Origin of the sequence: Streptomyces sp. NBC_00647 (assembly GCF_045207245.1) — a bacterium.
Lineage (GTDB): Bacteria > Actinomycetota > Actinomycetes > Streptomycetales > Streptomycetaceae > Streptomyces.
In genome coordinates this window covers 5545610-5570803 of record NZ_CP109040.1, presented here as the reverse complement: position 1 = coordinate 5570803, position 25194 = coordinate 5545610, and the positions used below count along the sequence as shown (strand labels likewise).

22 protein-coding genes are annotated in these 25194 nt (G+C 70.7%); 7 read left to right on the top strand and 15 right to left on the bottom strand.

All coding sequences use genetic code 11. The features are described 5' to 3' along the window. Window positions 1-74: 74 nt before the first annotated feature. The 10 genes from kynU to OG788_RS24475 all read right to left on the bottom strand — a co-directional run bounded on the left by kynU (window position 75) and on the right by OG788_RS24475 (window position 10729). Window positions 75-1277, bottom strand: coding sequence for a kynureninase (gene kynU / locus OG788_RS24520; protein ID WP_406373441.1), 1203 nt, complete (start codon window positions 1275-1277; stop codon window positions 75-77). Beyond that, entirely contained in the window at window positions 1270-2115 is an 846-nt protein-coding gene (locus OG788_RS24515) for a tryptophan 2,3-dioxygenase family protein (protein ID WP_351547858.1), read from the bottom strand. Before OG788_RS24515 ends, kynU begins: the two co-directional genes overlap by 8 nt. A gap of 165 nt (window positions 2116-2280) precedes the next feature. After that, on the bottom strand, window positions 2281-2694 hold the full coding sequence (locus OG788_RS24510; RefSeq protein ID WP_351547855.1) for a DUF3151 domain-containing protein: 414 nt from the start codon (window positions 2692-2694) through the stop codon (window positions 2281-2283). Window positions 2695-2885: 191 nt separating this feature from the next. After that, the gene (locus OG788_RS24505) at window positions 2886-4496 is read right to left on the bottom strand and encodes an MFS transporter (protein WP_406373438.1); all 1611 of its coding nucleotides are present in this window, start codon (window positions 4494-4496) and stop codon (window positions 2886-2888) included. A gap of 63 nt (window positions 4497-4559) precedes the next feature. Beyond that, on the bottom strand, window positions 4560-5582 hold the full coding sequence (gene fbaA / locus OG788_RS24500; RefSeq protein WP_406373436.1) for a class II fructose-bisphosphate aldolase: 1023 nt from the start codon (window positions 5580-5582) through the stop codon (window positions 4560-4562). A gap of 185 nt (window positions 5583-5767) precedes the next feature. Beyond that, window positions 5768-6316 (bottom strand): orotate phosphoribosyltransferase, encoded by a 549-nt coding sequence (pyrE, locus tag OG788_RS24495; protein ID WP_266760915.1) that lies wholly within the window; start codon window positions 6314-6316, stop codon window positions 5768-5770. Between the two features lie 10 nt (window positions 6317-6326). Continuing rightward, window positions 6327-7121: an aldose 1-epimerase gene (locus OG788_RS24490; RefSeq protein ID WP_406373435.1), complete on the bottom strand. Its 795-nt coding sequence runs from the start codon at window positions 7119-7121 to the stop codon at window positions 6327-6329. A gap of 45 nt (window positions 7122-7166) precedes the next feature. Continuing rightward, the gene (locus OG788_RS24485; RefSeq protein ID WP_406373433.1) at window positions 7167-8303 is read right to left on the bottom strand and encodes a carbon monoxide dehydrogenase; all 1137 of its coding nucleotides are present in this window, start codon (window positions 8301-8303) and stop codon (window positions 7167-7169) included. A 67-nt stretch (window positions 8304-8370) separates the two neighbouring features. Next, window positions 8371-10020, bottom strand: coding sequence for a polyamine aminopropyltransferase (locus OG788_RS24480; protein WP_406373431.1), 1650 nt, complete (start codon window positions 10018-10020; stop codon window positions 8371-8373). Window positions 10021-10198: 178 nt separating this feature from the next. Then, window positions 10199-10729: a DUF2617 family protein gene (locus tag OG788_RS24475; protein ID WP_351547839.1), complete on the bottom strand. Its 531-nt coding sequence runs from the start codon at window positions 10727-10729 to the stop codon at window positions 10199-10201. Between the two features lie 1072 nt (window positions 10730-11801). Between OG788_RS24475 and OG788_RS24470 the strand changes: the two genes are divergently transcribed. Further along, window positions 11802-12791 (top strand): teichoic acid biosynthesis protein C, encoded by a 990-nt coding sequence (locus OG788_RS24470; RefSeq protein ID WP_406373429.1) that lies wholly within the window; start codon window positions 11802-11804, stop codon window positions 12789-12791. A 159-nt stretch (window positions 12792-12950) separates the two neighbouring features. On the opposite strand, the gene OG788_RS24465 is transcribed toward OG788_RS24470, so the two are convergent. Next, window positions 12951-13388: a hypothetical protein gene (locus OG788_RS24465; protein WP_406373427.1), complete on the bottom strand. Its 438-nt coding sequence runs from the start codon at window positions 13386-13388 to the stop codon at window positions 12951-12953. A 268-nt stretch (window positions 13389-13656) separates the two neighbouring features. On the opposite strand from OG788_RS24465, the gene OG788_RS24460 reads away from it, so the two are divergent. Further along, window positions 13657-14868 carry a pyridoxal phosphate-dependent aminotransferase gene (locus OG788_RS24460; protein ID WP_406373426.1) on the top strand — a complete coding sequence of 404 codons (1212 nt, stop codon included), beginning with the start codon at window positions 13657-13659 and terminating at the stop codon, window positions 14866-14868. A gap of 130 nt (window positions 14869-14998) precedes the next feature. Beyond that, window positions 14999-16198 (top strand): mannosyltransferase family protein, encoded by a 1200-nt coding sequence (locus tag OG788_RS24455; RefSeq protein ID WP_406373424.1) that lies wholly within the window; start codon window positions 14999-15001, stop codon window positions 16196-16198. A gap of 42 nt (window positions 16199-16240) precedes the next feature. Here the strand turns inward: OG788_RS24455 and OG788_RS24450 are convergent, their stop codons facing one another. Both OG788_RS24450 and clpB read right to left on the bottom strand, forming a co-directional pair. Further along, a complete protein-coding gene (locus OG788_RS24450) occupies window positions 16241-16771 on the bottom strand; it encodes a YbjN domain-containing protein (protein WP_266760896.1) in 531 nt (176 codons plus the stop codon). Between the two features lie 316 nt (window positions 16772-17087). Beyond that, window positions 17088-19700: an ATP-dependent chaperone ClpB gene (gene clpB / locus OG788_RS24445; RefSeq protein WP_406376830.1), complete on the bottom strand. Its 2613-nt coding sequence runs from the start codon at window positions 19698-19700 to the stop codon at window positions 17088-17090. 129 nt (window positions 19701-19829) lie between these two features. On the opposite strand from clpB, the gene OG788_RS24440 reads away from it, so the two are divergent. Next, window positions 19830-20243: a pyridoxamine 5'-phosphate oxidase family protein gene (locus OG788_RS24440; RefSeq protein WP_406373422.1), complete on the top strand. Its 414-nt coding sequence runs from the start codon at window positions 19830-19832 to the stop codon at window positions 20241-20243. Between the two features lie 221 nt (window positions 20244-20464). Here OG788_RS24440 and OG788_RS24435 read toward each other — a convergent pair whose 3' ends face one another. Next, window positions 20465-20800, bottom strand: a complete 336-nt coding sequence (locus tag OG788_RS24435; RefSeq protein ID WP_266760890.1) for a hypothetical protein — start codon at window positions 20798-20800, stop codon at window positions 20465-20467. A gap of 336 nt (window positions 20801-21136) precedes the next feature. Between OG788_RS24435 and OG788_RS24430 the strand changes: the two genes are divergently transcribed. Next, complete coding sequence (locus tag OG788_RS24430; protein ID WP_351547815.1) at window positions 21137-22120, top strand: helix-turn-helix transcriptional regulator; 984 nt, start codon at window positions 21137-21139, stop codon at window positions 22118-22120. Window positions 22121-22143: 23 nt separating this feature from the next. After that, complete coding sequence (locus OG788_RS24425; protein WP_406373420.1) at window positions 22144-23148, top strand: LuxR C-terminal-related transcriptional regulator; 1005 nt, start codon at window positions 22144-22146, stop codon at window positions 23146-23148. On the opposite strand, the gene OG788_RS24420 is transcribed toward OG788_RS24425, so the two are convergent. Continuing rightward, a complete protein-coding gene (locus OG788_RS24420; protein ID WP_406373418.1) occupies window positions 23081-24145 on the bottom strand; it encodes a LuxR C-terminal-related transcriptional regulator in 1065 nt (354 codons plus the stop codon). The two genes, OG788_RS24425 and OG788_RS24420, sit on opposite strands and share 68 nt — an antisense overlap. Before the next feature lie 364 nt (window positions 24146-24509). Between OG788_RS24420 and OG788_RS24415 the strand changes: the two genes are divergently transcribed. Further along, window positions 24510-25178, top strand: coding sequence for a LuxR C-terminal-related transcriptional regulator (locus tag OG788_RS24415; RefSeq protein WP_406373416.1), 669 nt, complete (start codon window positions 24510-24512; stop codon window positions 25176-25178). The last annotated feature ends 16 nt before the right edge of the window (window positions 25179-25194 follow it).

Here is a 25194-nt window from a genome sequence, read left to right as displayed (position 1 = left end):
CTCGAACGCCGGAGGGGCTGAAATTCTCCCCGGTCCGAGCTCCGGAGGGGCTGGCGGCAGGCCCGTTTTCTAGGCTAGTCCAGGGTGTCCGCCAGTACGCGTGCCGCCCGTTCCGTCTCCGCGAAGCCCACATAAAGGGGGGTGAAGCCGAAGCGGAGGATGTCCGGGTGGCGGAAGTCGCCTACGACGCCCTGGTCGATCAGGCGCTTCATCACGGCGCCCGCGTCCGCGCATCGCAGCGCCACCTGGCTGCCCCGTTCCGCGTGGGCGGAGGGGGTCACGGACTCGACCCGGCCCTCGGGGACGTACGCGGAGACGCACTCCAGGAAGAAGTCGGTCAGGGCGAGCGACTTGGCGCGGACGCTGTCGATCGAGACGCCGTCCCACACCTCCAGCGCCGCTTCCAGGGCCAGCATCGAGAGGATGTCCGGCGTGCCGACCCGCCCGCGCAGCGCGCCCGGAGCGGGTGCGTACGACGGGCTCATGCCGAAGGGGTCGGCGTGCGAGTTCCAGCCGGGGAGCGGGGAGTCGAAGCGGTCCTGGAGACCGGCGCGGACGTACAGGTACGCGGGTGAGCCCGGGCCGCCGTTCAGGTACTTGTAGGTGCACCCGACCGCCAGGTCCACGCCGTGCTCGTCCAGCCCGACCGGCAGGGCGCCCGCGCTGTGGCACAGGTCCCACACCGCCAGCGCGCCCGCGGAGTGGATCGCGGACGTCAGGGACGGGAGGTCGTAGCGTCGGCCCGTGCGGTAGTCCACGTGGTTGAGCAGCACCGCCGCCGTGCGGGAGCTGATCGCGGAGGGCACCTCGTCGGGGTCGACCGGGCGCAGCTCGCAGCCGGTCAGACGGGCCGCGGACGCCGCTATGTACCCGTCCGTGGGGAACGTCGTCGCGTCGACGAGGATCTCGTCCCGCCCGTCGCCGGCCAGCCGTACGGCGCCCACCAGTGCCTTGAAGACGTTCACGCTGGTCGAGTCGCCGACCACGATCTGTCCGGCCGCCGCGCCGACCAGCGGGGCGATCCGGTCGCCGATCCGCTCGGGCGCGGTCCACCAGCCGCTCTCCTCCCAGCTGCGGATGCGGAGTTCACCCCACTGCCGGCGTACGACGTCCTCGACCCGGCCGGGGACCCCGACCGGCAGCGCGCCGAGCGAGTTCCCGTCCAGGTAGACCACGTCGTCGAGCACGAACTGCTTGCGCAGACCGGCGAGTTCGTCGGCGGCGTCCAGTTCCGCCGCCCGCGCGGCCTGCGCGGACACAGAGCCTCGCTCAGACATAGGACCTCGCCGTCCACAGCTCGGGGAACACGTTCTTCTGCGCGCGCTTCTCCAGCCAGGCCACTCCGGCGGAGCCGCCCGTGCCGGTCTTCGAGCCCATCGCCCGCCGCGTGGCGACGAGGTGGTCGTTGCGCCAGCGCCACACCAGCTCGGCGACATCGGTCAGTGCCTCACCGAGCCGCGCGAGCTCGTCGGTGTCGTCACCGGCGTACAGGGCCGTCCACGCGGCCTCGACCTCGGGCACGGGCTCGTAGCGCTGCGACACGTCACGCTCCAGCACGGCGGCCGGGATCGCGTGCCCGCGCCGCGCGAGCAGCCGCAGCACCTCGTCGTACAGGCTGGGCTCGTGCAGGGCCTTCTCCAGCTCGGCGTGCACGCGCGGCGCGCCCCGGTGCGGGACGAGCATGGACGCGGCCTTCTCGCCGAGCAGGAACTCCATGCGCCGGTACATCGCGGACTGGAAGCCGGAGCCCTCGCCGAGGGCCGAGCGGTAGGAGTTGAACTGGGCGGGGGTGAGCTGCCCGAGCGGACGCCAGGAGGCGTTGAGCGCGTCCAGCTCGCGGACGGACCGCTTCAGCGCGGCCACCGCGACGGGGACGTCGTCCGAGCGCAGGGCCTTGGCCGCCGTCTCCCACTCGTGGACGATGACCGTGAACCACAGCTCCATGACCTGGGTCGTCACCAGGAAGACCATCTCTCCGGGGTCGTCGGAGAGGGTGTGCTGGAGGTGGGTGAGCACGTCGGCCTGTACGTAGTCCTCGTACGGCGTCGTGCCCTGGAAGTCGAGATGCGGAGTCTCGGGCTCCTGAGCCTGCGTGGGCTGAGCCTGGTGGGACATCGCTGTCTCCTGCAATGTGCTCCGGGTAGCGGTCCGCCCCTGCCGTTACCGACACGGGGGCCCCGGTCCCCACCGGGCATCCAACACAATCGTCCCCCGAAACCGCAAGGTCCGCCTGGTCACACCAGACGGACCCGCATCACGGCCTCGGAAACAGGCCGGTTCCTAGCCCAGGGTCTGGGCCGCCGTCGGCGAGGAGTCCTTCAGGAACTGGCTGCAGCGCTCGTACTCCTCCTGCTCGCCGATCGACTGCGCGGCGCGGGCGAGGGCGTGCAGGGCGCGCAGGAAGCCGCGGTTCGGCTCGTGCTCCCAGGGCACCGGGCCGTGGCCCTTCCAGCCGCTGCGGCGCAGGGCGTCCAGGCCGCGGTGGTAGCCGGTACGGGCGTAGGCGTACGACTCGACGACGCTGCCGCGCTCGAACGCGTCGTCGGCGAGCTGCGCCCAGGCGAGCGAGGAGGTGGGGTACTTCGCGGCGACATCGGCGGGGGCCGTGCCGTTCGCGAGGAGCTCGCGCGGCTCCGGGTCGTCGGGGAGGTGGGTCGGGGGCGGTCCCCCGAGCAGGTTCTCGTGAATCGTCATGGGTTCCAGTCTGCTGCATCACCGGTGATCGGTAACGGTTGCCCACGGTGCTCGGGGAACGGCCTGCTCCTCCCGCCCGACGAACCCCGACGAACTCCGTTCCTCCCGCCCGACGGACACCGACGGGCACTGACGGGCACTGACAGACCCCGACGGACACTGACGGGCACCGACGGACACCGCCAGTACGGTCACGGAGCCGGATCGGCGCTGGAGTCCGAGGCGCCCTTGGAGCCCGTAGAGCCCTTGGAGCCCGCGGCCCCGAGGACGCCCCGGGAGCGCTCCGGCTCCAGCGGGGGCGCCGTCAGCGAGCCGTGCGTATGGCACTCGGGGCGGAGGCAGCCGGGCGGCGGGCGGCGTACGGTCGTGAAGGCCAGCACCGCGCCGACCACCAGCACACCGGCGCACAGCGGCATCGCCCGGCGGAACGCGGCATCGAAGGCGTCCGCCGAGCGGTACGCCTCCTCTCCCATCCCGGTGAGCAGCGGCAGCGCGGCCACGGCGAGGAGTCCGGCCACGCGGGCCGCCGCGTTGTTGATCCCGCTGGCCAGGCCCGCCCGCCCGGTGTCCACGGAGGCCAGGACGGTGGCGGTCAGCGGCGCGACCAGGGTCACCATGCCGAGGCCCATCACCAGCAGCGCGGGCAGGACGTCGGCCACGTACGAAGCGTCCTCGCCCACCCGCAGCATCAGCAGCATGCCCGCCGCGCACAGCAGCGGTCCGACCGTCAGCGGGATGCGCGGGCCGATGCGCTGGGAGACTTCGCCGGAGCGGGCGGAGAAGAGCAGCATCAGGACCGTGGTCGGCAGCAGCGCCGTACCGGCCTGGAGCGCGGAGTAGCCCGCGACGACCTGGAGCTGGAGCGCGGTCAGGAAGAAGAAGCCGCCGAAGGCCGCGTAGACACAGAGGGTCACCAGGTTGACGGCCGTGAACTGGCGCGATCCGAAGATGTCCAGCGGCATCATCGGATCGGGCCGCCGCCGCTCGACGTACACGAAGGACACCCCCGCCAGCACGCCCCCGACCGCCGCCACCCACACGAGCACGGAACCGCTCGTGGCCTCGATCAGGGCGTACGTCACCAGGGCGAGCGCGAGCGCGCCGAGGACGGCGCCGAGGATGTCGAAGCCGCGGTGCGACGTGCCTCCCCCACTCTCGGCTTCGCTCGGGCGGGAGGTGCCCCCAGCGGACTCGGGGACGTGCCGCAATGCGATCGGGGCGCACACCAGCGCGACGGGGATGTTCAGCAGGAAGACCCAGCGCCAGCCGGGCCCGTCCACCAGCCAGCCGCCCAGGAACGGCCCGACGGCGGCCCCGACACCCCCGAAGCCCGACCACAGGCCGATGGCACGGGCCCGGTCGTCCGGGTGGAAGGAGGCCTGGATGATCGCCAGCGAACCGGGGGTGAGCAGCGCCCCGCCGACGCCCTGGAGGACACGGGCGGCGATGAGCACGCCCACGTTCGGAGCGAGCCCGCACAGCAGCGAGGCGGCGGCGAACCACACCACGCCGATGACGAAGACCTTCCGGCGCCCGAAACGGTCCCCGAGCGAGCCGCCCAGCAGGATCAACCCGGCCAGCGACAGCATGTAGCCGTTCACGGTCCACTGGAGGGCGGAGAGGCTGGCGTCCAGGTCACGGCCGATGGTCGGCAGCGCCACGTTGACGACCGTCGAGTCCAGCAGGGCCATGCTGGAGCCGAGGACGGTGGTCAGCAGGATCCACTTCCCCGTCCGGGAGGCGATCCGTACCGCGGGTCTGCCGTCCGACAGGTCCGATGCGTCCCGCGCAGGCACAGCCATACCTCGGAGCATACGGAAGGGCCCGGCACCGTGGGAGGTGCCGGGCCCTTGCGCGGGTGCTGACTACTTGAGCCTGGTGCCCGTGGAACGCAGGGCGGCGCACGCCTCGGTCACGCGCTGGGCCATGCCGGCCTCGGCGAGCTTGCCCCAGGTGCGCGGGTCGTACTTCGACTTCGTGCCGACCTCGCCGTCGACCTTCAGGACACCGTCGTAGTTGCGGAACATGTGGTCCACGACGGGCCGGGTGAAGGCGTACTGGGTGTCGGTGTCGAGGTTCATCTTCACGACGCCGTTCTCCAGCGCGGTGGCGATCTCCTCGGCGGTGGAGCCGGAGCCGCCGTGGAAGACGAAGTCGAACGGGCTCGCCTTGCCGTACTTGGCGGCCACGCCCTCCTGGAGGTCCTTGAGGAGCTCGGGACGCAGGACGACGTTGCCCGGCTTGTAGACGCCGTGCACGTTGCCGAACGACGCGGCGAGCAGGTAGCGGCCCTTGTCGCCCAGGCCGAGGGCCTCGGCGGTGCGCAGGGCGTCGTCGACGGTCGTGTACAGCTCGTCGTTGATCTCGTGGCTGACGCCGTCCTCCTCGCCACCGGTCGGGGTGATCTCGACCTCGAGGATGATCTTCGCGGCGACGGCCTTGGCGAGCAGCTCCTGGCCGATGGCCAGGTTGTCGGCGAGGGTCTCGGCGGAGCCGTCCCACATGTGGGACTGGAACAGCGGGTTCTCACCGCGGGCGACGCGCTCGGCGGAGATGTCGATCAGCGGACGTACGTAGCCGTCCAGCTTGTCCTTGGGGCAGTGGTCCGTGTGCAGCGCGACCGTGATGTCGTACTTCGCGGCGACGATGTGCGCGAACTCGGCGAGCGCGACGGCGCCGGTCACCATGTCCTTGTTGTGCTGACCGCCCAGGAACTCCGCACCACCGGTGGAGATCTGGATGATGCCGTCGCTCTCCGCCTCCGCGAAGCCGCGCAGCGCAGCGTGCAGGGTCTGGGACGAGGTCACGTTGATGGCCGGGTAGGCGAACTTGCCTGCCTTCGCCCGGTCGAGCATCTCGTTGTAGACCTCGGGGGTTGCGATGGGCATCTGTCCGCTCCTTGTATGTGCGGGTCTGCGTACTGCTGCTGCGGTACGACGGGACTGGTGCTTATGGCCCTGACCTAGGGGGGCGACGTCATCGTCGGCCCCATCTTTCCAGACATCGCCGGATGCTCCAGACCCCCATCCGACATACGGGACCCCGCCGTCGGCGGGGTCCCGCGGGAGCTTCGTCAGTCGAGCCCCAACTCGCCCTTGGAGTAGGCGAAGAGGTACGGGACACCGGCGCCCGACTCGATCTTCTCGGCGGCGCCGGTGGCGCGGTCGACGATCGTGGCGACGCCGACGACCTCGGCTCCGGCCTCCCGGACGGCCTGGACGGCCTCGAGCGGGGAGCCGCCCGTGGTCGAGGTGTCCTCGACCACAAGGACGCGCCGGCCCTTGATCTCGGGACCCTCGACACGGCGCTGCAGGCCGTGCGCCTTGGCGGCCTTGCGGACGACGAAGGCGTCCAGCCTGCGGCCGCGCGCGGAGGCCGCGTGCAGCATGGCCCCGGCGACCGGGTCGGCGCCCATGGTCAGCCCGCCGACCGCGTCGAAGTCCAGGTCGGCGGTGAGGTCGAGGAGGACCTGCCCGACGAGCGGGGCGGCCTCGCCGTCCAGCGTGATCCGGCGCAGGTCCACGTAATAGTCGGCCTCAAGACCCGAGGAGAGGGTCACCTTGCCGTGCACCACGGCCTTGTCCTTGATCTGCTGCAGCAGCGCGCCGCGTACGTCACTCATGGACGCCAGCTTAGAGCCGCCGCCAGCTCCAGGTCGTGGTGGCTTCGAGGGGCTCGATGGGTGTGACCAGGCGGGGGTGGGTGTTGAGCCCGTTCGGCGGACCGGTCTGCGGCTCCACGCACACGGCCGCCTCCTGCTCGTCGTAGACGACGACCCACTCCTCGCGGCTGCCGACCTTCAGCTCGAGCCGCCCCGGCCAGGTGAGCGTCACGTCGACGCCGCCCGGCATGCCGAAGCAGTCGTCCCAGGGGCCGGGCTGCGGGTCGACCCGACGGCCGGTGGGCAGATGGTCGTCGCCCCGCTCCTCCTGCCAGCCGGGCCGGAAGTCGACGCGGACGTCCTCGCCGCCGTCCCCCAGGTTCCTGTTGAACCAGGGGTGCCAGCCGATCTGGGCGGGGAACGAGTCCGCGTACGTCTCCACGGACATGGTGAGCGTCAGGGCGTCCTCGGTGAGGGTGAAGGCCTGGGTGACGCGGGCGGGATGCGGCCAGGGGTCCACCAGGTCGTACGTGATCACGGCCTCGCTCCCGGTGACGCGGGCCCTGGTCCAGGCGCCGTCGCGGGCGGTGCCGTGGATCGCGTGCGGCGGGGAGTTGAGCGGCATCTGCCGGACGGCGGCACCGTCGAGGAACCGGCCGTCGCGGATCCGCCCGCACCACGGGGCCATCGGGAAGCACCCGAACTTCGCGCCCTGTCGCAGCAGTTCGACGCCGCCGACCCGCAGACTTCCGACCCGTCCGCCGTTCCCCGGCGCCACGGTCACCTCCGCGTCACCCGCGGTCAGCGTGATGTCTTCGTTACTCACGGAGTTGACCCTACTGGGGCGGGAGCGCCGCGTGGTTCCCCGCCCTCACCGGCGCTTGCGCAGCGCCCGGGTCACGGCGATCGCCGAGGCCAGCGCGAGGGCCGCCGCGGGGGCCGCCCAGCGGAGGGTGGCGCGGGCGGCCGTGGCCTCCGGGGGCGGCACGGGGGCGTAGCGGCCACGCGGAGGAGCGTGGTCCACCTCCTCCGCGCTGCGTCCGATCATCGTCCGCCGCGCGTGCGCCGCCTCGGCCATCGCGTCCTCGCTCCCCGGTTCGTCGTCCTCCGCCACGAAGTCCTCCCCGTCGAACTCGTCGTCCCCGGCCGAGGAATCGAGCGAAGGAGGCGGCACCTCTGCCTCGAAGACGGAGGAAGCCCCGGTTCCGTGCCCGCCGTCGGACTCCGTCCCGGCTTCCTGCCCGGCGCCGGCCCCGACTCCGGGCTCGGAGTCGGCCTCGGGCTCGGGCTGGGGCTCAGAATCGGCCTCGGGCTCGGATTCGGCCTTGAGGCCGGGCTCGGACCCGCCCGCGGCCGCCGTACCGGTCGAGGGGCCGGTGTCGGTCGAGGGGCCGGTGTCGGGGGTGGAGGCGGCCGGGGTCGCGAGGCCCGCGGTCAGCGCTTCACCGAAGCGGGTCAGCAGGCGCAGTCCGGCCGAGGACACCGCGTCGTGCGGGAGTTCGGCCACGCGGCCGTCGCCGGAGGCCGTGCCGCCGAAGGCGAGGGTGGTGCCGCCGTCGGAGGAAGCGAGCCGCAGGGTCAGCGCCAGTTTCACGGCGCCCCCGCCGCGTACCTCCGTGGCGTCGCCCTCGACGGCGTACGAGCCGTCGTCCTGGGCGGTGACGCGCAACGCGCCGCGATAGGTGATCGTGTGCCCGGCGACGCGGACCTTCAGGCGCCCGGCGACCCGCGCGCCCGGCTCGCGGCCGACGGGGGAGGGCATCTCCGCGGCGTCGTCGCTACCGGAGACGGCGTCCTGCTCCGTCCCCGAGGCAGCGTCCTGCCCCGTCCCCGCGGCGGCGTCCTGCCCCGTCCCGGAGGCGGGCGGCGCAGCCGTGTCCGCCGCGCCGTCGGAGACGGCCGACGCGTCCTGCTGGAGACCCGGGATCGCGCGGGCGATCCGGACGGGATCCGCCAGGGCCTCCCTCAGCCGCCCGGCCGGAAACGGAACGAACACCTCATGCTCCATGTCAGCCGAGCCTACCCAGCACGACCCGGACCGCACCCGCGTATCACGGGATTCCCGCGCCTCCGCCTCAGTCGGCGTACCGCGGATGCACCAGCGTGGAGGGCGGCAGGGGGTGGGGGACGCGGCTTCGGTCGGCGGCGCGGGCGTCGGCCGTCAGGGCCGCCTGGGTGAGGGTGCGCAGGCGGGGACAGTGGGAGGCCAGCCGCAGGGACGCGGGCGTGCGGGAGGCCAGGATGAAGCCCCAGTCTCCGACGGAGCCCGCCGCGCCGCCGATGGCGCGGTCGGGACCGGCGGCGAAGCCGGAGTCCCGGCCGCGGACACGGTAGGGCCTGGTGAACAGGCCGGCCGCGCGGATCGTCGAGTCGACCGTCCAGAAGGCCCGATGCCGGTCGGCGAGCGGACCGGCGTGGACCACGAGCCGGCCGCCGGGGGCGAGGACACGGCGCGCGAGGCCGTAGAACTCCTGCGAGTACATCTTGGTGCTCGCGGTGATGCCCGGGTCGGGCAGGTCCGAGATGACGACGTCGTACGTCGTACGGGCGTCGCGCAGCCGGCTGAAGGCGTCCGCCGTCACCTCGTGCACCCGGGGGTCGTCGTACACATGACGGTTGAGGGCGGACAGCGCGGCGTCGTGGCGGGCCAGCCGGACCACGTCCGCGTCGAGTTCGACGACGTCGACGCTGCGCACCCCGGAGTGGCGCAGCACTTCGCGGGCGGCGAGTCCGTCACCGCCGCCGAGGATCAGCACGCGCGCGTGGGGGCCGTTCATCGCGGGGTGGACGAGCGCCTCGTGGTAGCGGTGCTCGTCGCGGCCGCTGAAGCGTGCGCGGCCGTCGAGGAAGAGGTGGAGGGGCCGTCCGCGGGTGCCGCCGGTGAGGACGACCTCCTGTACGCCGGTGCGGAGCGCGACGCGCACGTCCGCCCCGTACAGGGCATGCCGAGCGGCCCGTTCGAAGTCGTCGACCAGCACCGCGGCCGAGGCGAGGAGGCCGAGGACGAGGAGGTTGGACACCAGCAGCGTCCAGCGCGCGCGGCGGGACAAGTCCTTCCGGAACAGGCCGAGTACGAGGGCTCCGCCCGCCACCGCGTTCACCGTTCCGGTCAGCAGCGCGCCCGTCAACTGGCCGAACAGGGGCAGCAGCAGGAAGGGGAAGGCGAGGCCGCCGACGAGGGCGCCCACGTAGTCCGCCGCGAACAGGTCGGCCACCGCACCGCCGGGGTCCTGGCGGCGGATGCGCTGTATCAGCTCCATGAGGAGGGGGACTTCGGCGCCGATGAGCAGGCCGATGGTGAGCGAGAAGGCCACCAGGAGATAGCGGGGACCGTCCGCCCACAGGCCGCCCCAGCCGCCGGTCCAGGCGAACACCGCGTACAGGGCCATGGCGCTGCATCCGCCGACCAGCGCGAGCGCCGCCTCGACCGCGCCGAAGCCGGCCGCGGCGCGCGGGCGGAGCCGCTTCGCGGCGAGGGAGCCGACGCCCATCGCGAAGACCATGACGGAGAGCACGACGGATGCCTGGGTGACCGAGTCGCCGATCAAGTACGAGGCGAGGGCCACGAGTTCGAGTTCGTACACGAGTCCGCACGCGGCGCAGACGAACACTCCCGCCAGGACGAGGAACCTGCCGATGCCCGGGCGGACGGGCAGCCGCGCCTGGCCCTGGACGCCCCAGGGCGGCGGCGCGCCGGGAGGAGCTGGCGCGTGCGGTTCGATCACGCCGTGAACGCTACGTCACGCCGTCACTACGTCTCGTCACCCACACGTGTGGAAACCCTTGCGCTTCATGGCACATGGAGTTGACCTGGGCATCTTCCCGGCACACCGTCCGCGAACCCCGCCACGCGCAACTCCCTTGCTCCGCCCGCGCTTCCGGTATCCGATCGCGCGCTCGCCCTCAGACGCCGGACGTACTGAGGGCGTCCGTCCGCACGCCGACCCGCGTACGCGTCGCGACCAACTGGCCGTCCTGCGGGTACGCGTGCCACGTACGCCAATGGACCTGGCCCTCGTGGCGCTGGGCGAGCATCGCGGTGAAGGCGTGCGGGCTGCCGGGGAAGACGCCGGCGAGTCCCTGGGGGTGGTCGGAGACCAGGGCCAGCAACTCCTGGGCGCGGCCCGCGAAGGAGCCGGGGGACAGGATTTCGACCCGGGCCGCGAACTCGTACTCCCAGTCGTCGAACCGCTTCGCGACGCCGAGCGGCAGGGGTGTGCTGCTGCCGGAGATGCACGCGACGGTCTCCGAGCAGCTGCCCCGCTCCTCCTCCAGGAGTACCTGGTGGGATGCGCCGAGCAGCCTCAACTGCAGTTTTGCCCCGTCCAGTTCGAGGTCGAGTGCGGCGAGGGCCGGCAGCGGTTCGCGGCCCAGAGCCCAGGCGAGATCGGCCGCACGCGTGTCGGTGTACGAGGTGTTCAGGGTCGTGAGCATGGGTCGGCTCCGCTAGCACGCAAAGGTGAGGTGGGGTTCCGGCGCACCCGGTCAACACCGGGGGAACGGCCCGGTCAGCCCGGCCGGAAGGGCATCCGAAGGACGCGTCCGATAGGACCATCCGATGGACTTCCGAGGCCTGTCGGCCCAGGGCTGCTTGGTGATGTACCAGGGCTGCTTTGGTGGTTTAGAGGGAATCATGAACTGTGGTGCCGCCACAGCGTTTTTACCCAACTTCGTGCGGTTTCCATCCCCCCGAGGGCTCCACAGCTCAACTGTTCAACTACGGCGTGCGCCCCGCGCGCGGACGTGCCCGTCGGCAGTCGTCGGCCGACGGGCACCTCCGTGCGCCGGATGCGTTTCCCGCAAGGAGCTCAGCTGCCCCGTGTCAGCTGCCTCCGCCGCATCCGCCCCCGCCGCCGCACGAGGACCCGCCTCCGCAGGACGAGCCTCCGCACGACGAGTTGCCCCCACAGGAGTGACCCCCGTGGTGCCCGCCCGACGAACCGCCGGACGAACCGCAGGACGCGGCGCTCCCCGCACCGCCGGCCCACCAGCTGCTGGTGTCGCCGCCGCCGCCCCTGGAACGGCGGCGCCCCTTCTTGGCCCCGCGGACAACCCCCATGATCACAAAGAGCAGGACGACCGCCAGGATGATGCCGATGGCCATGGCGTCACCCTCCTTTCGTTCCCCCGAAGCGGCCCCCCGTGGGCCGTGCTTCTCGATTCCGGTCTTGCGTGACAGGGGGATGCCCCCACGCCTGCCGGCGCAAAGCAGAGTTGAGGAACTTCAGAGCCTCCACATGGGGGACGCCCCCGGCCTGCGCGGACTCATGCGCCCGAGCGATTGCGGCGTCGGCGGTTCCTGGGGTCGTTCGGCACTCTCGAACGCCGCTGCTGTCCGGGCGTTCTCACGGAGCGGCCGACCGTCCCGTTCGCCTCCGCCACGAGAGCCGGACACTCAACTGCCCACCGGGGCCCGGCACATCGCTCATTCCCCACCCCTGCCTCTGCCCCTGCGACGGATAACATCACGTGCCCCAGCCTTCCCCCACCCCCCAGGAGTCCCCCCATGAACCGCACCCCTGGCCTCCCCCTCTCACGCCGCGGCCTCATACGCACGGGCGCCGGCGGCGCGCTCGCGGCGCTCGGGCTCGGCGTCGGCGCGCAGACCGCCTCCGCCGCGGTGGCCGCCACCAAGCGGTTCGATCTCACGCAGCCCTCCTCCGACCTGTTCCGGTCCAAGACCACGCACGGTGTACGGGTCCAGCAGAGCTTCGCCTTCGACTGGGTGAACAAGTTCCTGTTCGTGGCGACCAAGCGGACCGACAGCCCCGAGTCCGCCGGTGACCTGTGTATCAACAAGATGGATTTCGACGGGAACTACATCTCGTACATGCACCTCAACGGCTTCGGCCACGGCGTCGCCTTCGCCGCGCTGCCGCACGGTTCCGGCACCGACCTGTGGATCGAGTGCGCCTCGGACGAGAACGTGGGCAAGACCGGGTACGGCACCGCGCTCACCCCTGTCCGTTTCACCGCCGACACCACCCTGAACTCGCCGAGTGGCTCGGCCGCCTACCGGCCGATCTCCGGGGCCACCGAGTACACCTGCTCCGTCGACCCGGTCTACCAGCGCATGATCGTGCGCTACCACACCAGCGGCGGCAAGCGCATCGCCGTGTACCCCCTCTCCGCCTTCGAGACGGGCACCTTCGGGTCGCCGCTGGTCGACTTCGCGCAGCCGACGATCCCCGGCACCGCGCAGGGCTACGCCCTCTACGGCTCGTACATGTACTTCCTGACGGGTGACCGCTACCCGGGCGACGGCACCCCCGTCGGCGACGGCAACACCCACATCACCAGCATCGACATCAACACGGGCACCGTGAAGCAGGGCCCCGAGCTCACCACGGCCGGCTCCACGCTCAAGTGGCGCGAGCCCGAGGGCATGGCGATCTACCGCACCGACGCCGGCGAGGCCCGCCTGTTCTTCGGCTTCGCCACCGGCGACGAGGGCGACCGGCGCTCCAGCATCTTCTACAAGAAAGCGCTGATCTGAGCCGTGTCCGCCGGGCGGCCGGTCGAACGCCGGAGAGGGCCGACCGCGCCTGCCCACGTCCGCCGTGGATCCCTCGGAAGTGAAGGAGGCCCCTGATCTGCTCACATCAGCAGGTCAGGGGCCGTCGAAGTCCCACCGGGCCGGACGGCCCGGACGTGTTTACGCGTGGCCCTGGTACGCGATGCTGCACCACGCCCCGGTGCCCTTGACCGCGCACACCTGGATGAAGACCTCGGTGCCCTCATCGAGGTTGCCGGTGTTCCAGCCGCTCGTGTAGGGGGACGGCTCCCCGCGCGTGGTCGCGGAACGCCCCGTCGTCGGGTCGATCATGCGCGCCTCTATGCCGAACCCGTCGGCGAGCACGTCCTTCACCCGGAACGCGTCGCCCGGTTCGCTGCCCGAGGGATCGCCGTTCCACTCCATGGTGCCCGCGTGGTCGCCGCCGTAGTAGACCTTGACGTCGAAGCTCCCGTCGGCGGACACGCCGCTCTTCGAGAAAGTGAAGTCGGCCGCCGCCGCGTCGGTGGCTCCGAGCGTGAGGGAGGTTCCGACGACGAGCGCACTGGTCGCCAGGAACGTCCCGACACGGCTTCTCATCTTCTGATTCATCAGTTTCCCTCAAGTCGGTTGTAAATTAGGCGAGTTGATCGACGATCATGACTCGCCGGACCGGTGCGGTCAACTCATTTCGACGGGGTCCGGTCGGCGGCCACTGCCTCCGGTAGGTGTCGGCGGCGATGTCCACCGACTCTTCCGGGACGGAAACGGGCCGTCCGCGGACGGACCGAACGAGCCGTCCGAGAAGCCGTCCGAGGGGGCCGTCCGAGGGGCCGTGGGTTGAGGAACTCCCGGGCCCGGGCGGAGGATGACCGGCATGACCTCCAGCGCGCGCCCCTTCCTGAACCGCCGGCTCGCCGAGTTCGGGACGACGATCTTCGCCGAGATGTCCGCCCTCGCGATGAGTACCGGCTCGATCAACCTCGGCCAGGGCTTCCCTGACACGGACGGTCCCGAAGAGATCCGGGAGGCGGCCGTACGCGCGCTGCGGGACGGGCGCGGCAACCAGTACCCGCCGGGTCCGGGTGTCCCCGAGCTGCGCACCGCGATCACCGCGCACCACAAGCGCCACTACGGCCTGTCGTACGACCCCGACACCGAGGTCCTGGTGACGGCGGGCGCCACCGAGGCCATCGCCGCCGCCCTGCTCGCGCTCCTGGAGCCCGGCGACGAGGTGATCGCCCTGGAGCCCTACTACGACTCGTACGCGGCCTGCATCGCCATGGCGGGCGGGACGCGCGTGCCGGTGACGCTGCGCCCCGACGAGGGCACCCAGGACGAGGGCGCCCATCGGCGCTTCCGGCTCGACCTCGACGAGCTGCGCGACGCCGTCACCGACCGGACCCGGCTGCTGCTGATCAACACCCCGCACAATCCGACCGGCACCGTCCTCACCCGCGCGGAGCTGACGGAGATCGCGCGGCTCGCCGTCGAGCGGGATCTGCTCGTGGTGACGGACGAGGTCTACGAGCACCTCGTCTTCGACGACGCCGAGCACGTACCGCTGGCCGGTCTGCCGGGGATGCGCGAGCGGACGGTCACCATCGGCAGCGCGGGCAAGACGTTCTCGTTCACCGGGTGGAAGGTGGGCTGGGTGACCGCGCCCCCGGCCCTGGTCGGCGCCGTACGGTCGGCGAAGCAGTTCCTGACGTACGTGGCGTCTGGGCCGTTCCAGTACGCCGTCGCCGAGGCGCTCGCGCTGCCGGACTCGTACTTCGAGGCCTTCCGCGCCGACATGCTGCGGAAGCGGGACGTGCTGACGGCGGGACTCAGCGAGGCGGGCTTCGCGGTCTTCCGGCCGCAGGGGACGTACTTCATCACCACCGACATCCGGCCGCTCGGCGAGACGGACGGTTTCGCGTTCTGCCGCGCCCTGCCCGAGCGCGCCGGGGTCGTGGCCATCCCGAACGCCGTCTTCTACGACCACCGCGAGCAGGGTGCGCCGTTCGTGCGGTTCGCGTTCTGCAAGGCGCCGGAGGTGCTGGAGGAGGCGTCCCGGCGGCTGAAGGCGGCCTGGTAGCCGGCGCCCGCACCCGCCGTCTAACACCGGCCGCGCCCTCCGAGCGGGCGACGCGCCGGGGCCCGCGGAACGGAACCCGCACGGACGAGCAGAGCTCGCGAAGGCCCCGTAGGGAACGCACAGTTCGGGTGTGACCCACCCGAGTACCCTCGCTCGCCCCGCCCTCACGGAGCCCGGCGACCGTGCCGTCCGACCGTCCCGCGCCGCACGCAGCCTGCCGTCCGCCGCGGTGACGGCGCTCGGGCTGTTCGCCGCCGTGCGCCTGGCCGGTCTCATCGTGCTCGCCGCGACCGCCTGGGCCACCGGCAAGCACCCGGTCGCCCTGCTCGCGCGGTCCTGGGACTCGGTCTGGTACCTGGGCATCGCCGCGCACGGCTACGGCCGGACGCTCTTCTTCCACCCCACGGTCGTCCACAGCGACCTGGCGTTCTTCCCGCTCTACCCAGCCCTCGTGCGCGTCGTCACCGCGCTGACGCCGCTGAGCGGGGGCACGGCGGGTCTGCTGGTCTCCTGGCTCGCGGCGGCGGCCGCCGTGTGCGGGGTGTACGCGATCGGGGCCCGCCTGCACGGCCGGGCGGTGGGTACCGCGCTGGTGCTGCTGTGGGGTCTGCTGCCGCACTCGGTGGTGCTGTCGATGGCGTACACCGAACCCGTGCTGACCGCGTTCGCCGCCTGGGCGCTGTACGCGGTGCTCGACGGGCGCTGGCTGTGGGCGGGCACGCTGGCCGCGCTCGCGGGACTGGCCCGGCCGAACGGCTTCACGGTGGCCGCGGCGGTCCTGGCGGCGGCGGCGCACACGCTCTGGCGGAATCGCGGAAAAGTTTCCCACAGGCTGTGGACGGGCGCCGCGCTCGCGCCGCTCGGCTGGGGCGGCTATGTGCTGTGGGTGGGGCACCGCAAGGGCGATCTGCTCGGTGGCTACTTCGAGGTGCAGCGGCTGTGGGGCTCGCGCTTCGACCTCGGCCTCGGGTCGCTCCGCTTCGTCAAGCACCTGCTGCTGCACGGGGACCGTTTCGTGTTCCCCATGACGGTGATGATCGTCGCCGCGTCCGTACTGCTGTACGCGCTGCTGATCGCGGACCGGGCGCCCCTGCCGCTGCTGGTCTACAGCGGCGTCCTGCTGCTGATCGCGGTGGGCGGCTCCGGGTTCTTCGAGTCGAAGCCGCGCTTCCTGCTGCCGGCGTTCCCGCTGCTGCTGCCGGCGGCCCGCGCCCTGGTACGAACGGCGAGAGCCCGCCCCTGGCACGCGACCCTGGTGGCCGGTGCCCTGGCCGGGCTCTCGTTCGCCTACGGCGCCTATCTGGTCGTGATCGCGCACACGCCGCTGTAACCGGCCGCGCGCGCCGCGAGGAGCGCCGCTGCGAGGACGGGTCTACTCCTCGTCGTCCTCGGGCTTCTCCGCCTCATTGATCTCCTGCTCCAGGCCGAGCTGCTCGACGAGCCACTTGTCGAACTCGATGGCGGCGCGCACCCAGCTGACCGTGGAGGACACGAAGTGCTCCAGGCTGACGCCGGTGCCGATCAGCATCTGCGCCTCGCCGATCAGGCGGACGGTGCCGTCGTCGTGGGTGTGGCTGTAGACCTTGGGCCACAGGGTGCGACGGTTCCAGTCGTCGATCGACTCGAGGAGCGCGGGCTTCTCCTCGAGCTGGTGCGGCCGGTCGTAGAACGTCCGGACCGAGAAGACCTGCTGGTCACCCTCGCCGCGGAACATGAAGTACGTACGGAATTCCTCCCACGGCGCCGCGAGGTCACCCTCGTCGTCGACGACGTACTTCAGCTCCATCTGTTCCAGGAGCTGCTTCACGAGGTCCTGATCCGGGACCACGGGGCCCGCGGGGCCGCCGGACTGCGGCTCGGGCTGGCCCCCGAAGTTCGGAATCGAGGACGGGTCGATGCTCACCGTGTATTTCCCTTCGTACGGATGGTGCCATCCTCCCCCATGCGGGGAGGGGAGTGGCAACCTCTGACGGGGCCTGTCCGCCGGGGGCTGACAAGATCCGGTCACGCGCGGGCATCGGGCCAGGTGGGGACGGTCCGCACGGACGCGCCGGAAGCCGCCCGGACAGCCGTTGCATGAACATCCAGCGGTGACATGAACATTCATGAGCCGGCCGAGCGCGACGCGGCCGGCCGGAGCCGTCGCCGAAGCGACGGGTCCGGGCACGCGGAGGGCCCGCGGCGGGTGTGCCGCGGGCCCCTGCCGGGTGCCGCGCCGGTTACAGCGTCTTGCCCGTGGCCGGCCCGACGATCAGGCCGTCGCCGAAGGCGTCCACGCGGACCGTGTCGCCGTCCTTGACCTCGCCCGCCAGGATCTCCTTGGCCAGACGGTCGCCGATGGCGGTCTGGACGAGGCGCCGCAGCGGGCGCGCTCCGTACGCCGGGTCGTTGCCCTCCTCGGCGAGCCAGGCCAGGGCCGCGTCGGTGACCTCCAGGGTGAGCCGGCGCTCGGCGAGCCGCTTGGCCAGGCGGTCGATCTGGAGCCTGGCGATGCGCTCCAGCTCCCGCTGGTCGAGCGCGGAGAAGACGACGAGGTCGTCCAGCCGGTTCAGGAACTCCGGCTTGAAGGAGGCGCGGACGACGTCCAGAACCTGCCGCTTCCTGTCCTCCTCGGAGGAGAGCGGATCGGCGAGACTCTGCCCGCCCAGGAACTGGCTGCCCAGGTTCGAGGTCAGGATCAGGATGGTGTTGCGGAAGTCGACCGTCCGTCCCTGACCGTCCGTCAGCCGCCCGTCGTCCAGCACCTGGAGCAGGATGTCGAAGACCTCGGGGTGCGCCTTCTCCACCTCGTCGAGCAGGATCACGCTGTACGGGCGACGGCGTACGGCCTCGGTGAGCTGTCCGCCCTCCTCGTAGCCGATGTACCCGGGCGGCGCTCCGACCAGCCTGGCCACGCTGTGCTTCTCGCCGTACTCCGACATGTCGATGCGGATCATCGCCCGCTCGTCGTCGAAGAGGAAGTCGGCGAGGGCCTTGGCGAGTTCGGTCTTGCCGACGCCTGTCGGACCGAGGAAGAGGAAGGAGCCGGTGGGCCGGTCCGGGTCGGCGATCCCGGCACGGGTGCGGCGCACGGCGTCGGACACCGCTTCCACGGCCTCGGTCTGGCCGATCAGGCGGCGGCCCAACTCCTCCTCCATGCGCAGGAGTTTCTGTGTCTCGCCCTCCAGGAGACGGCCGGCGGGGATGCCGGTCCAGGCGCCGACGACGTCCGCGATGTCGTCCGGCCCGACCTCCTCCTTGACCATGGTGCCCTTGGAGACCTCCTCCTCCGCCTGCGCGGCTTCCTCCAGGTCCCTCTCCAGGGTGGGGATCTCGCCGTAGAGCAGTTTGGAGGCGGTGTCGAAGTCGCCGTCGCGCTGGGCGCGTTCGGCCTGGCCGCGCAGCTCGTCGAGCTTCTCCTTGAGCTCACCGACGCGGTTGAGGGACTGCTTCTCCTTCTCCCAGCGGGCGGTGAGACCGCGCAGCTCCTCCTCCTTGTCGGCGAGGTCGCGGCGCAGCTTGTCCAGCCGCTCCCGGCTGGCGGCGTCCGTCTCCTTGCCGATCGCCAGCTCCTCCATCTTGAGCCGGTCGACGACACGCTGGAGCTCGTCGATCTCGACCGGGGACGAGTCGATCTCCATGCGCAGCCGCGAGGCCGCCTCGTCGACGAGGTCGATGGCCTTGTCGGGGAGGAAACGAGAGGTGATGTAGCGGTCGGACAGGCTCGCGGCGGCCACCAGCGCCCGGTCGGCGATCTGGACCTTGTGGTGGGCCTCGTACCGGCCCTTGAGTCCGCGCAGGATCGCGATGGTGTCCTCGACGGTCGGCTCGGCGACCAGCACCTGCTGGAAGCGCCGCTCCAGCGCCGGGTCCTTCTCGATCCGCTCGCGGTACTCGTCGAGGGTGGTGGCGCCGACCATGCGCAGTTCACCGCGGGCGAGCATGGGCTTGAGCATGTTGCCCGCGTCCATGGCGGAGTCGCCGCCCGCGCCGGCGCCGACGACGGTGTGCAGCTCGTCGATGAAGGTGATGACCTGCCCGTCGGAGTCCTTGATCTCCGCGAGGACGGTCTTCAGGCGCTCCTCGAACTCGCCGCGGTACTTCGCGCCGGCGACCATCGCGCCGAGGTCGAGCGAGACGAGCCGCTTGTTCTTGAGGGACTCGGGTACGTCGCCCTTCACGATCCGCTGGGCGAGCCCCTCGACGACGGCCGTCTTGCCGACGCCGGGCTCTCCGATGAGGACGGGGTTGTTCTTGGTGCGGCGGGACAGGACCTGCACCACCCGGCGGATCTCGTGGTCCCGGCCGATGACGGGGTCGAGCTTGCCCTCACGCGCCGCGGCGGTGAAGTCGGTACCGAACTTTTCGAGCGCCTTGTACTGGCCCTCGGGATCCGGGGTCGTCACCCGGCGCCCTCCCCTGCTCTTCTGGAACGCGTCGAGCAGCTTTTTCGCGCCGGCGCCCTGCTGGGAGAGTACGTCGGCGATCGGACCGCCCTTCGCGGCGATCCCGATGAGCAGGTGTTCGGTGGAGATGAACTCGTCGCCCAGCTCCTTGGCGCGCTCGGCGGCGTCGGCGATGACGGCGAGCACGTCACGGTTGGGCTGCGGGGGCGCGACGGTGGATCCGGTCACGCTGGGCAGACCGGCGAGCACGCGCTCGGTGCCGGCGCGCACGGAGGCCTGATCGGCGTCCACGGCTGCCAGCAGGTCGATGATGTTCTCGTTGTCCTGCCCCTCCAGCAGAGCGAGCAGCAGGTGGGCGGGGGTGAGGTCCGGGTGCCCCTCCTTCACGGCGCGGTTGCTGGCCGCGTTGATCGCGTCCCGGCTCCTGTTGGTCAGCTCGGCGTCCACGTTCGCGTTCTCCTCCTCCTGGTGTCCTGACCGCTGCCTGACTGAAGCAACGTACACAAAGTTGAGTCTATTCCACTCAAGGCTGGAATGGGGGCGGAACAGGCACCGCGAGGCGTAGATTCGGGCCCCATGGCTTCCTATCCGGTGGACCCGCGGCAGCCCGACGCCGCCTACCTGAGCTTCTGGCGCGAGCGCCACCTGTGCACCCTGACGACACTCCGGCCCGACGGCTCCCCGCACGTGGTGCCCGTCGGCGTTACATACGACCCCGAGGCCGGTCTCGCTCGGGTCATCACCAACAAGTCCAGCGCGAAGGTGGGTCACGTGCTCGCGGCGGGGCCGGACGGGGCTCGCGTGGCGGTCTGCCAGGTGGACGGCGCGCGCTGGGCGACCATGGAGGGGCGGGCCCGGGTCTCCACGGACCCGGCACGCGTCGCGGAGGCGGTGCGGCGCTACGCGGAGCGGTACGAGCGCACGCCGGCGCCGAACCCGTCCCGCGTGGTGATCGAGATCGAGCTCACGGGCGCGATGGGCCGCGGATGAGACGGCGGGGGGCGGCAGCCGGCGGGGGGAGCCGCCGGGCGGCCCGCGGGGCGGGCGGCCCCCGGAGCCCCGGGGCGCCGCGGCCGGTTCCGGCCCGTGGCGCGATGGGGCGGAACCTGGATCCTTCCCGTGAAACTGCAGCGGCGTCACCGTGTTCAGGTCACGGTGACGCCGCTGCGGGGGGAAGTACCTGCGCGATCTACTACGACGGGGGAATCGCGTCAGGCACTGCGGGGGGTGGCTGCGATGGTCTCGATGTCCGGGACGTCCGGACCGGCCAGCCGGTGGTCGCGCTGGTCGAGGTTCACAAAGATCATTCCGTACCGAATGGCGCACCGTACTGGCTGTGGCGCCCCCCGAGGCCGCCGCAGACACCGGTAAGCCCGTACGTCCTCGTCGTCGTCGCGGGTGACGACCACGGGCTCCCCGAACACGGTCACCATCAGCGAGTCACCACTGCCGGGGATGGCGGTGACCAGATCGATGAAGTGCCAGCCGGATCGGTAGGCGGTGGCCATTTCTCGGCGAAAGGAACGGTCGTCCGGGGGAATAGTCATGTCAAGCCCAGACACTGTCGTCAGTGCGGTCGGGAGACACCGGCCAGACGCTGTCGCCGGCTACCACGGTGGCCGCGGCTGCCGCTGGCCAGACACTGTCTGCCCGAACGTCGCCCTTCGCATCGGAGAGGCCACTCAGCGCTCCGAAGGCCGTGACGGCGGAGAAGGCGGCGACAAGCACCAAGCGAAGCATTTTCTTACGCATAATCGGCTTCGTCCTCACTTGAAGGTCCCCTCTTCCCCCGTCGGATACGACGATGGCTCATTTGGGGAGGTCATGGCCACACAATCGATGCATCATGTTCCTGCACGTTCAGGACCCTGGGGGGTGGAGATTTGATAACCAATGGGACTAAAGCGACACATCCCCATGCGGTGACCGAGTTGTGTGGGGAAGGTGGCCGACTTTATGCGATCGCACTCCGCACGGGACGTATCGCCCGCGCAGACGTGGAGAGCGCTCCCTGTTTGATGGAGTTCGCCCTTCTCCACCCGGATCCTGACGACGCGAACTGGCTGCGCCCCGTGCCCCCGTCGGCCGCCCTGGCCCAGCGGCTCAACGCCATAGAGCGCGAGATCACCGAGCGCAGACGGATGTCGATCGAACTGGCCGATGCTTTCGAGCCGTTCATGACCCTCAGCGCGCAGGCCGCTGCGACCACTCACTCGATCACCGTGCTCGAGGGCAACGACCGGATCAACGCGGCACTCGACCTGGCCACGGCCCAGTGCCAGACCGAGATGCTCACGGTCCAGCCGAGCGGCCCCCGCCCCGAACGCAACCTCATTCAGGGGCTGGAGCGGGACAGGCCTTTGATCGAACGTGGTGTGCGCATCCGGACCCTCTATCAGCACACCGCGCGATACAGCCCCGAGAAACTGGCCTACGTGGACCAGCTCTCCAACGGCAAGGTGGAGCACCGCACCATCGACGAGCTGGTCGAGCGGCTCATCATCTGCGACGAGACCGTCGCCTTCATCCCCACCCGCGACGACCAGAAGGTGGCCCTTGAGCTTCGTCACCCGGGCCTCGTCCGCTACCTGATCAAGGTCTTCGAGTTCATGTGGGGCCGCTCCGTCCCGCTGAGCGCCGGCGCACCCTACGAAACCGCCCCGGACGGCATCACGGACATCCAGCACTCCATCGCGAAACTCCTCGTGGAGGGCCACGTGGACGAGGCCATAGCCCGCCGCCTCGGCATGAACGTCCGCACCTGCCGTGCCCACATCGCCAAGCTGGCCTCCGCCCTCGGCAGCGGAAGCCGTGCTCAACTCGGTTTCCTGATAGCCCAGTCGGGGCTCCTGGACCAGGATCACTGAATGCCGAGAGAACAGAGCCACAGGTGACCACGGGGGCGCACGAGCACGGTGCCGAGGAACTGTGCCAGGCGGGCCTGGACCTGTACCCCCGCGCGCTCCACGAGGGCCGTGTCACCCAGCTGGAGGCCGAGCCCGTGCCCTGCCTGATTGACTTCGGCCTGCTCCAGCCGGACATCGAGGACATGCGATGGCTGCATCCCGTGGCCCCCGCCGTGGCGCTCCCCCGGCTGTTGCGCAACACCGCTGACGCCATCACACAGCAGCGACAGCGCGAGGCGCGCCTGGCGGAGGCGTTCGAGCCACTCATGCGGATCGATGGGCCTCACGCCGCGACGGCAGAGACCCCGACGATCAGCGTGCTCAGCGGTCTCCAGCGCATCAACTCGGTCATCACGCAGACCATGGCCTCCGCACACGAGGAACTCCTCACCATTCAGCCCCACAACGGGCGAAACGCCGCATCTGTACGAGAGTCCCTGGAACGCGACCAGGCACTGCTGGACCGGGGCGCCCGCATCCGTACGCTCTACCAGCACACACTCCGCCACTCGCCAGCAGTGGTTGCCCGCTATGAACTACTGAAGGGCGACATCGCGGTCCGCACCCTCGACGAAGTCACCGAACGCCTGATCATCATCGACCGCGCTGTCGCGTTCATTCCGGCGAACAAGGACCGCACACTCGCGCTGGAAGTCCGCAATCCAGCCCTGATCACCTTCTTCGTGATCACCTTCGAGCGCCTGTGGCGTCTGGCCATGCCCATGTACCCGGAAGCCGCCCAACAGCCCACCCTGAACGGCATCACCCCCCGCCAGCGAGCCATCGCGAGCCTCCTCGTCGAAGGCCACACCGACGCCTCCATAGCCGACCGCCTCGGCATGAACGTCCGCACCGCCCGAGTCCACATAGCCAAACTCGCCGCCACCCTCGGCAGCGAGAGCCGGGCCCAACTCGGCTATCTCATAGGCCAGTCGGGGATCCTTGATCAGGAACACCAGGGGGCTCGGGAGCAACTCCGGGAACGGTGATCGTCTCTGGCTCCGGAGTCCGCCGAGGCCCGTCCAGCCCCGCCTGGGCGATGCGGACGCCCAGTTGGGTGCGGCTCGCCGCGCCCAGGGTCTCCGACAGGCGCGCGATGTGCGCCCGGCACGTACGGACGCTGATGCCAAGGCGTTCCGCGACCACCGCGTCCTGGTGGCCCTCCGCCAGCAGGGCGGCGATCGAGCGCTCCCGATGGGTGATGCCCTCGATGCCGGTGGACGGGAGCGGGGACGTCAGCGGGATCGCCAGGCGCCACAGTCGCTCGAAGACCGTGACCAGGTAGTCCACGAGGGCCGGGTGGCGCAGCTCCAGGGCGATCGTGCGGTCCGAGTTCGCGGGGATGAAGGCGACCTTGCGGTCGAAGAGGATGAGCCGCTCCACGACCTCGTCGAGGGTGCGTGCCTCGGCCGCGTCACCCATCAACTCCATGTAGTTCAGAAGGCCTTGGCCATGCCGCGCCACGTGGGTATACAGATCGCGCATGCGCACCCCGCGCCGCCGCATCTCCAGCGCCCGGTGCAGGCCCTCCACGAGTTCGTCCTCGCGCCGGATGCCGCCCGGCTGGACCGTCAGCACCTCGCTGGTGCACTCCGAGGTGGCCTTGTCCATGGCGGCGTGGATCCGCGGCAGCCCGTCGAGGACCCGGATCGCCACTCCCTCGGCCGGTGCCTGTACCCGGCCGCCGAGCCCCGCGTACCACTCGAAGGCCGACACCGCGTCGCCCACCCGGGCCTGGCTCGCGCTGACTTCCTCGTACACGCCCCGCAGGAGCCGTGTCATGACCTCCTGGGGCGAGGTCGGCACCAGCCAGCCCATGTCGTCGGGATCGGGGTGCAGCAGCGCCAACTCCAGCAGGCAGGGCACCGCTTCCGCGTCCTCGCGGGGCACGCGGCCGCGCCGCACGGCCCGGGAGTACACCCGGTCGCCGGCCTCGCACAGTCGGTCAGCGCCGTGCGGATGCCTGTCCGTCCCGTGCCCGGCCATCTCCCACCCCTGGCTCCAACCCTGGCTCCAGCCCCTTCTGCGGTGAGACGCCTCGGCGTCTTCCGCAGCGCAACTATGCGCGGACGCGACCGACATCGCAACACTGCTGCCTCGTGGTCGCGCCCACTCTCGTCCTGCTTTGCGCATATAAATCCCCACCTCCGCCTCGACCCTTGCAACAAGATGACGGTGGCGACAACGTGTCCGCGGAGCGCATTCTTGGTGAAAGGCGGGGATTGACTCTCTCCGCCGACGAAAACGCTCGTGGAATTCGGGCGTAGCGGCACCCTGAGCGACCCTGGCCGGATTTCCCCCATCCGGCCAGGGTCCTCATGATGTGCCGTGCCAAACGGGGAGGTTGCAAGTGATACGGATCGGGATTTTCGGGCGTCATTCACTGGAACGCGCCGGAGTGCGTCAGACCGTTGAGCAGGACGATCAACTGCACGTCGTCAGCGAAGGCTCCATCGCATCGGCATCCCGGCTCGTACGTACGGCAACGCCGGACATCATCGTCATGAGTCATTCCAGCGTCGACGAAGCCCTGCACACACTCGAAGAATTGAACCAGCTCGCCATCACGGCCAAGAGAATTGTTCTCATGGACCGTGTCACGGAGCCCGTGGCCCGACGGCTTCTCCGCAACGGGGCGAACGGCATCCTTCACAGCGGCGACTGCGTGACGAACCTCCTGTGGGCCATACGAGCGGCCCGCGCCGGCAGTGTGGCGCTCGCGCCAGAGGTGGCTCGACCCGTGGTAGCCCGTTACCTCGAACCCAGTCACGCGGCGGAAGAAGTGAACGCCGCTCGGGAGCAGTTGAGAGGTCTCAGCCCCAGGTGCCAGGAGATCCTGAGTCTCCTTGGCGAAGGACTCTCCAACCTCGCCATCGCCGAAAAGCTCAGCATCAGCACGCACACCGTAAAGGATCACGTGCGCACGATCTACGAAACGATCGGTGCCGATAACCGCGTACAAGCCGCTGCGATCGCCTGGCGATCTCAGTCCCGCGAACAGCAACTCCACAATCTATGAAGGGCCTTGCGCCAAA

Bases quoted from the DNA above. Each gene is read 5' to 3' on its own strand.
- kynU (WP_406373441.1), bottom strand. From the start codon at position 1,277: ATGTCTGAGCGAGGCTCTGTGTCCGCGCAGGCCGCGCGGGCGGCGGAA.
- OG788_RS24515 (WP_351547858.1), bottom strand. From the start codon at position 2,115: ATGTCCCACCAGGCTCAGCCCACGCAGGCTCAGGAGCCCGAGACTCCG.
- OG788_RS24510 (WP_351547855.1), bottom strand. From the start codon at position 2,694: ATGACGATTCACGAGAACCTGCTCGGGGGACCGCCCCCGACCCACCTC.
- OG788_RS24505 (WP_406373438.1), bottom strand. From the start codon at position 4,496: ATGGCTGTGCCTGCGCGGGACGCATCGGACCTGTCGGACGGCAGACCC.
- fbaA (WP_406373436.1), bottom strand. From the start codon at position 5,582: ATGCCCATCGCAACCCCCGAGGTCTACAACGAGATGCTCGACCGGGCG.
- pyrE (WP_266760915.1), bottom strand. From the start codon at position 6,316: ATGAGTGACGTACGCGGCGCGCTGCTGCAGCAGATCAAGGACAAGGCC.
- OG788_RS24485 (WP_406373433.1), bottom strand. From the start codon at position 8,303: ATGGAGCATGAGGTGTTCGTTCCGTTTCCGGCCGGGCGGCTGAGGGAG.
- OG788_RS24475 (WP_351547839.1), bottom strand. From the start codon at position 10,729: ATGCTCACGACCCTGAACACCTCGTACACCGACACGCGTGCGGCCGAT.
- OG788_RS24470 (WP_406373429.1), top strand. From the start codon at position 11,802: ATGAACCGCACCCCTGGCCTCCCCCTCTCACGCCGCGGCCTCATACGC.
- OG788_RS24465 (WP_406373427.1), bottom strand. From the start codon at position 13,388: ATGAGAAGCCGTGTCGGGACGTTCCTGGCGACCAGTGCGCTCGTCGTC.
- OG788_RS24460 (WP_406373426.1), top strand. From the start codon at position 13,657: ATGACCGGCATGACCTCCAGCGCGCGCCCCTTCCTGAACCGCCGGCTC.
- OG788_RS24440 (WP_406373422.1), top strand. From the start codon at position 19,830: ATGGCTTCCTATCCGGTGGACCCGCGGCAGCCCGACGCCGCCTACCTG.
- OG788_RS24435 (WP_266760890.1), bottom strand. From the start codon at position 20,800: ATGACTATTCCCCCGGACGACCGTTCCTTTCGCCGAGAAATGGCCACC.
- OG788_RS24420 (WP_406373418.1), bottom strand. From the start codon at position 24,145: ATGGCCGGGCACGGGACGGACAGGCATCCGCACGGCGCTGACCGACTG.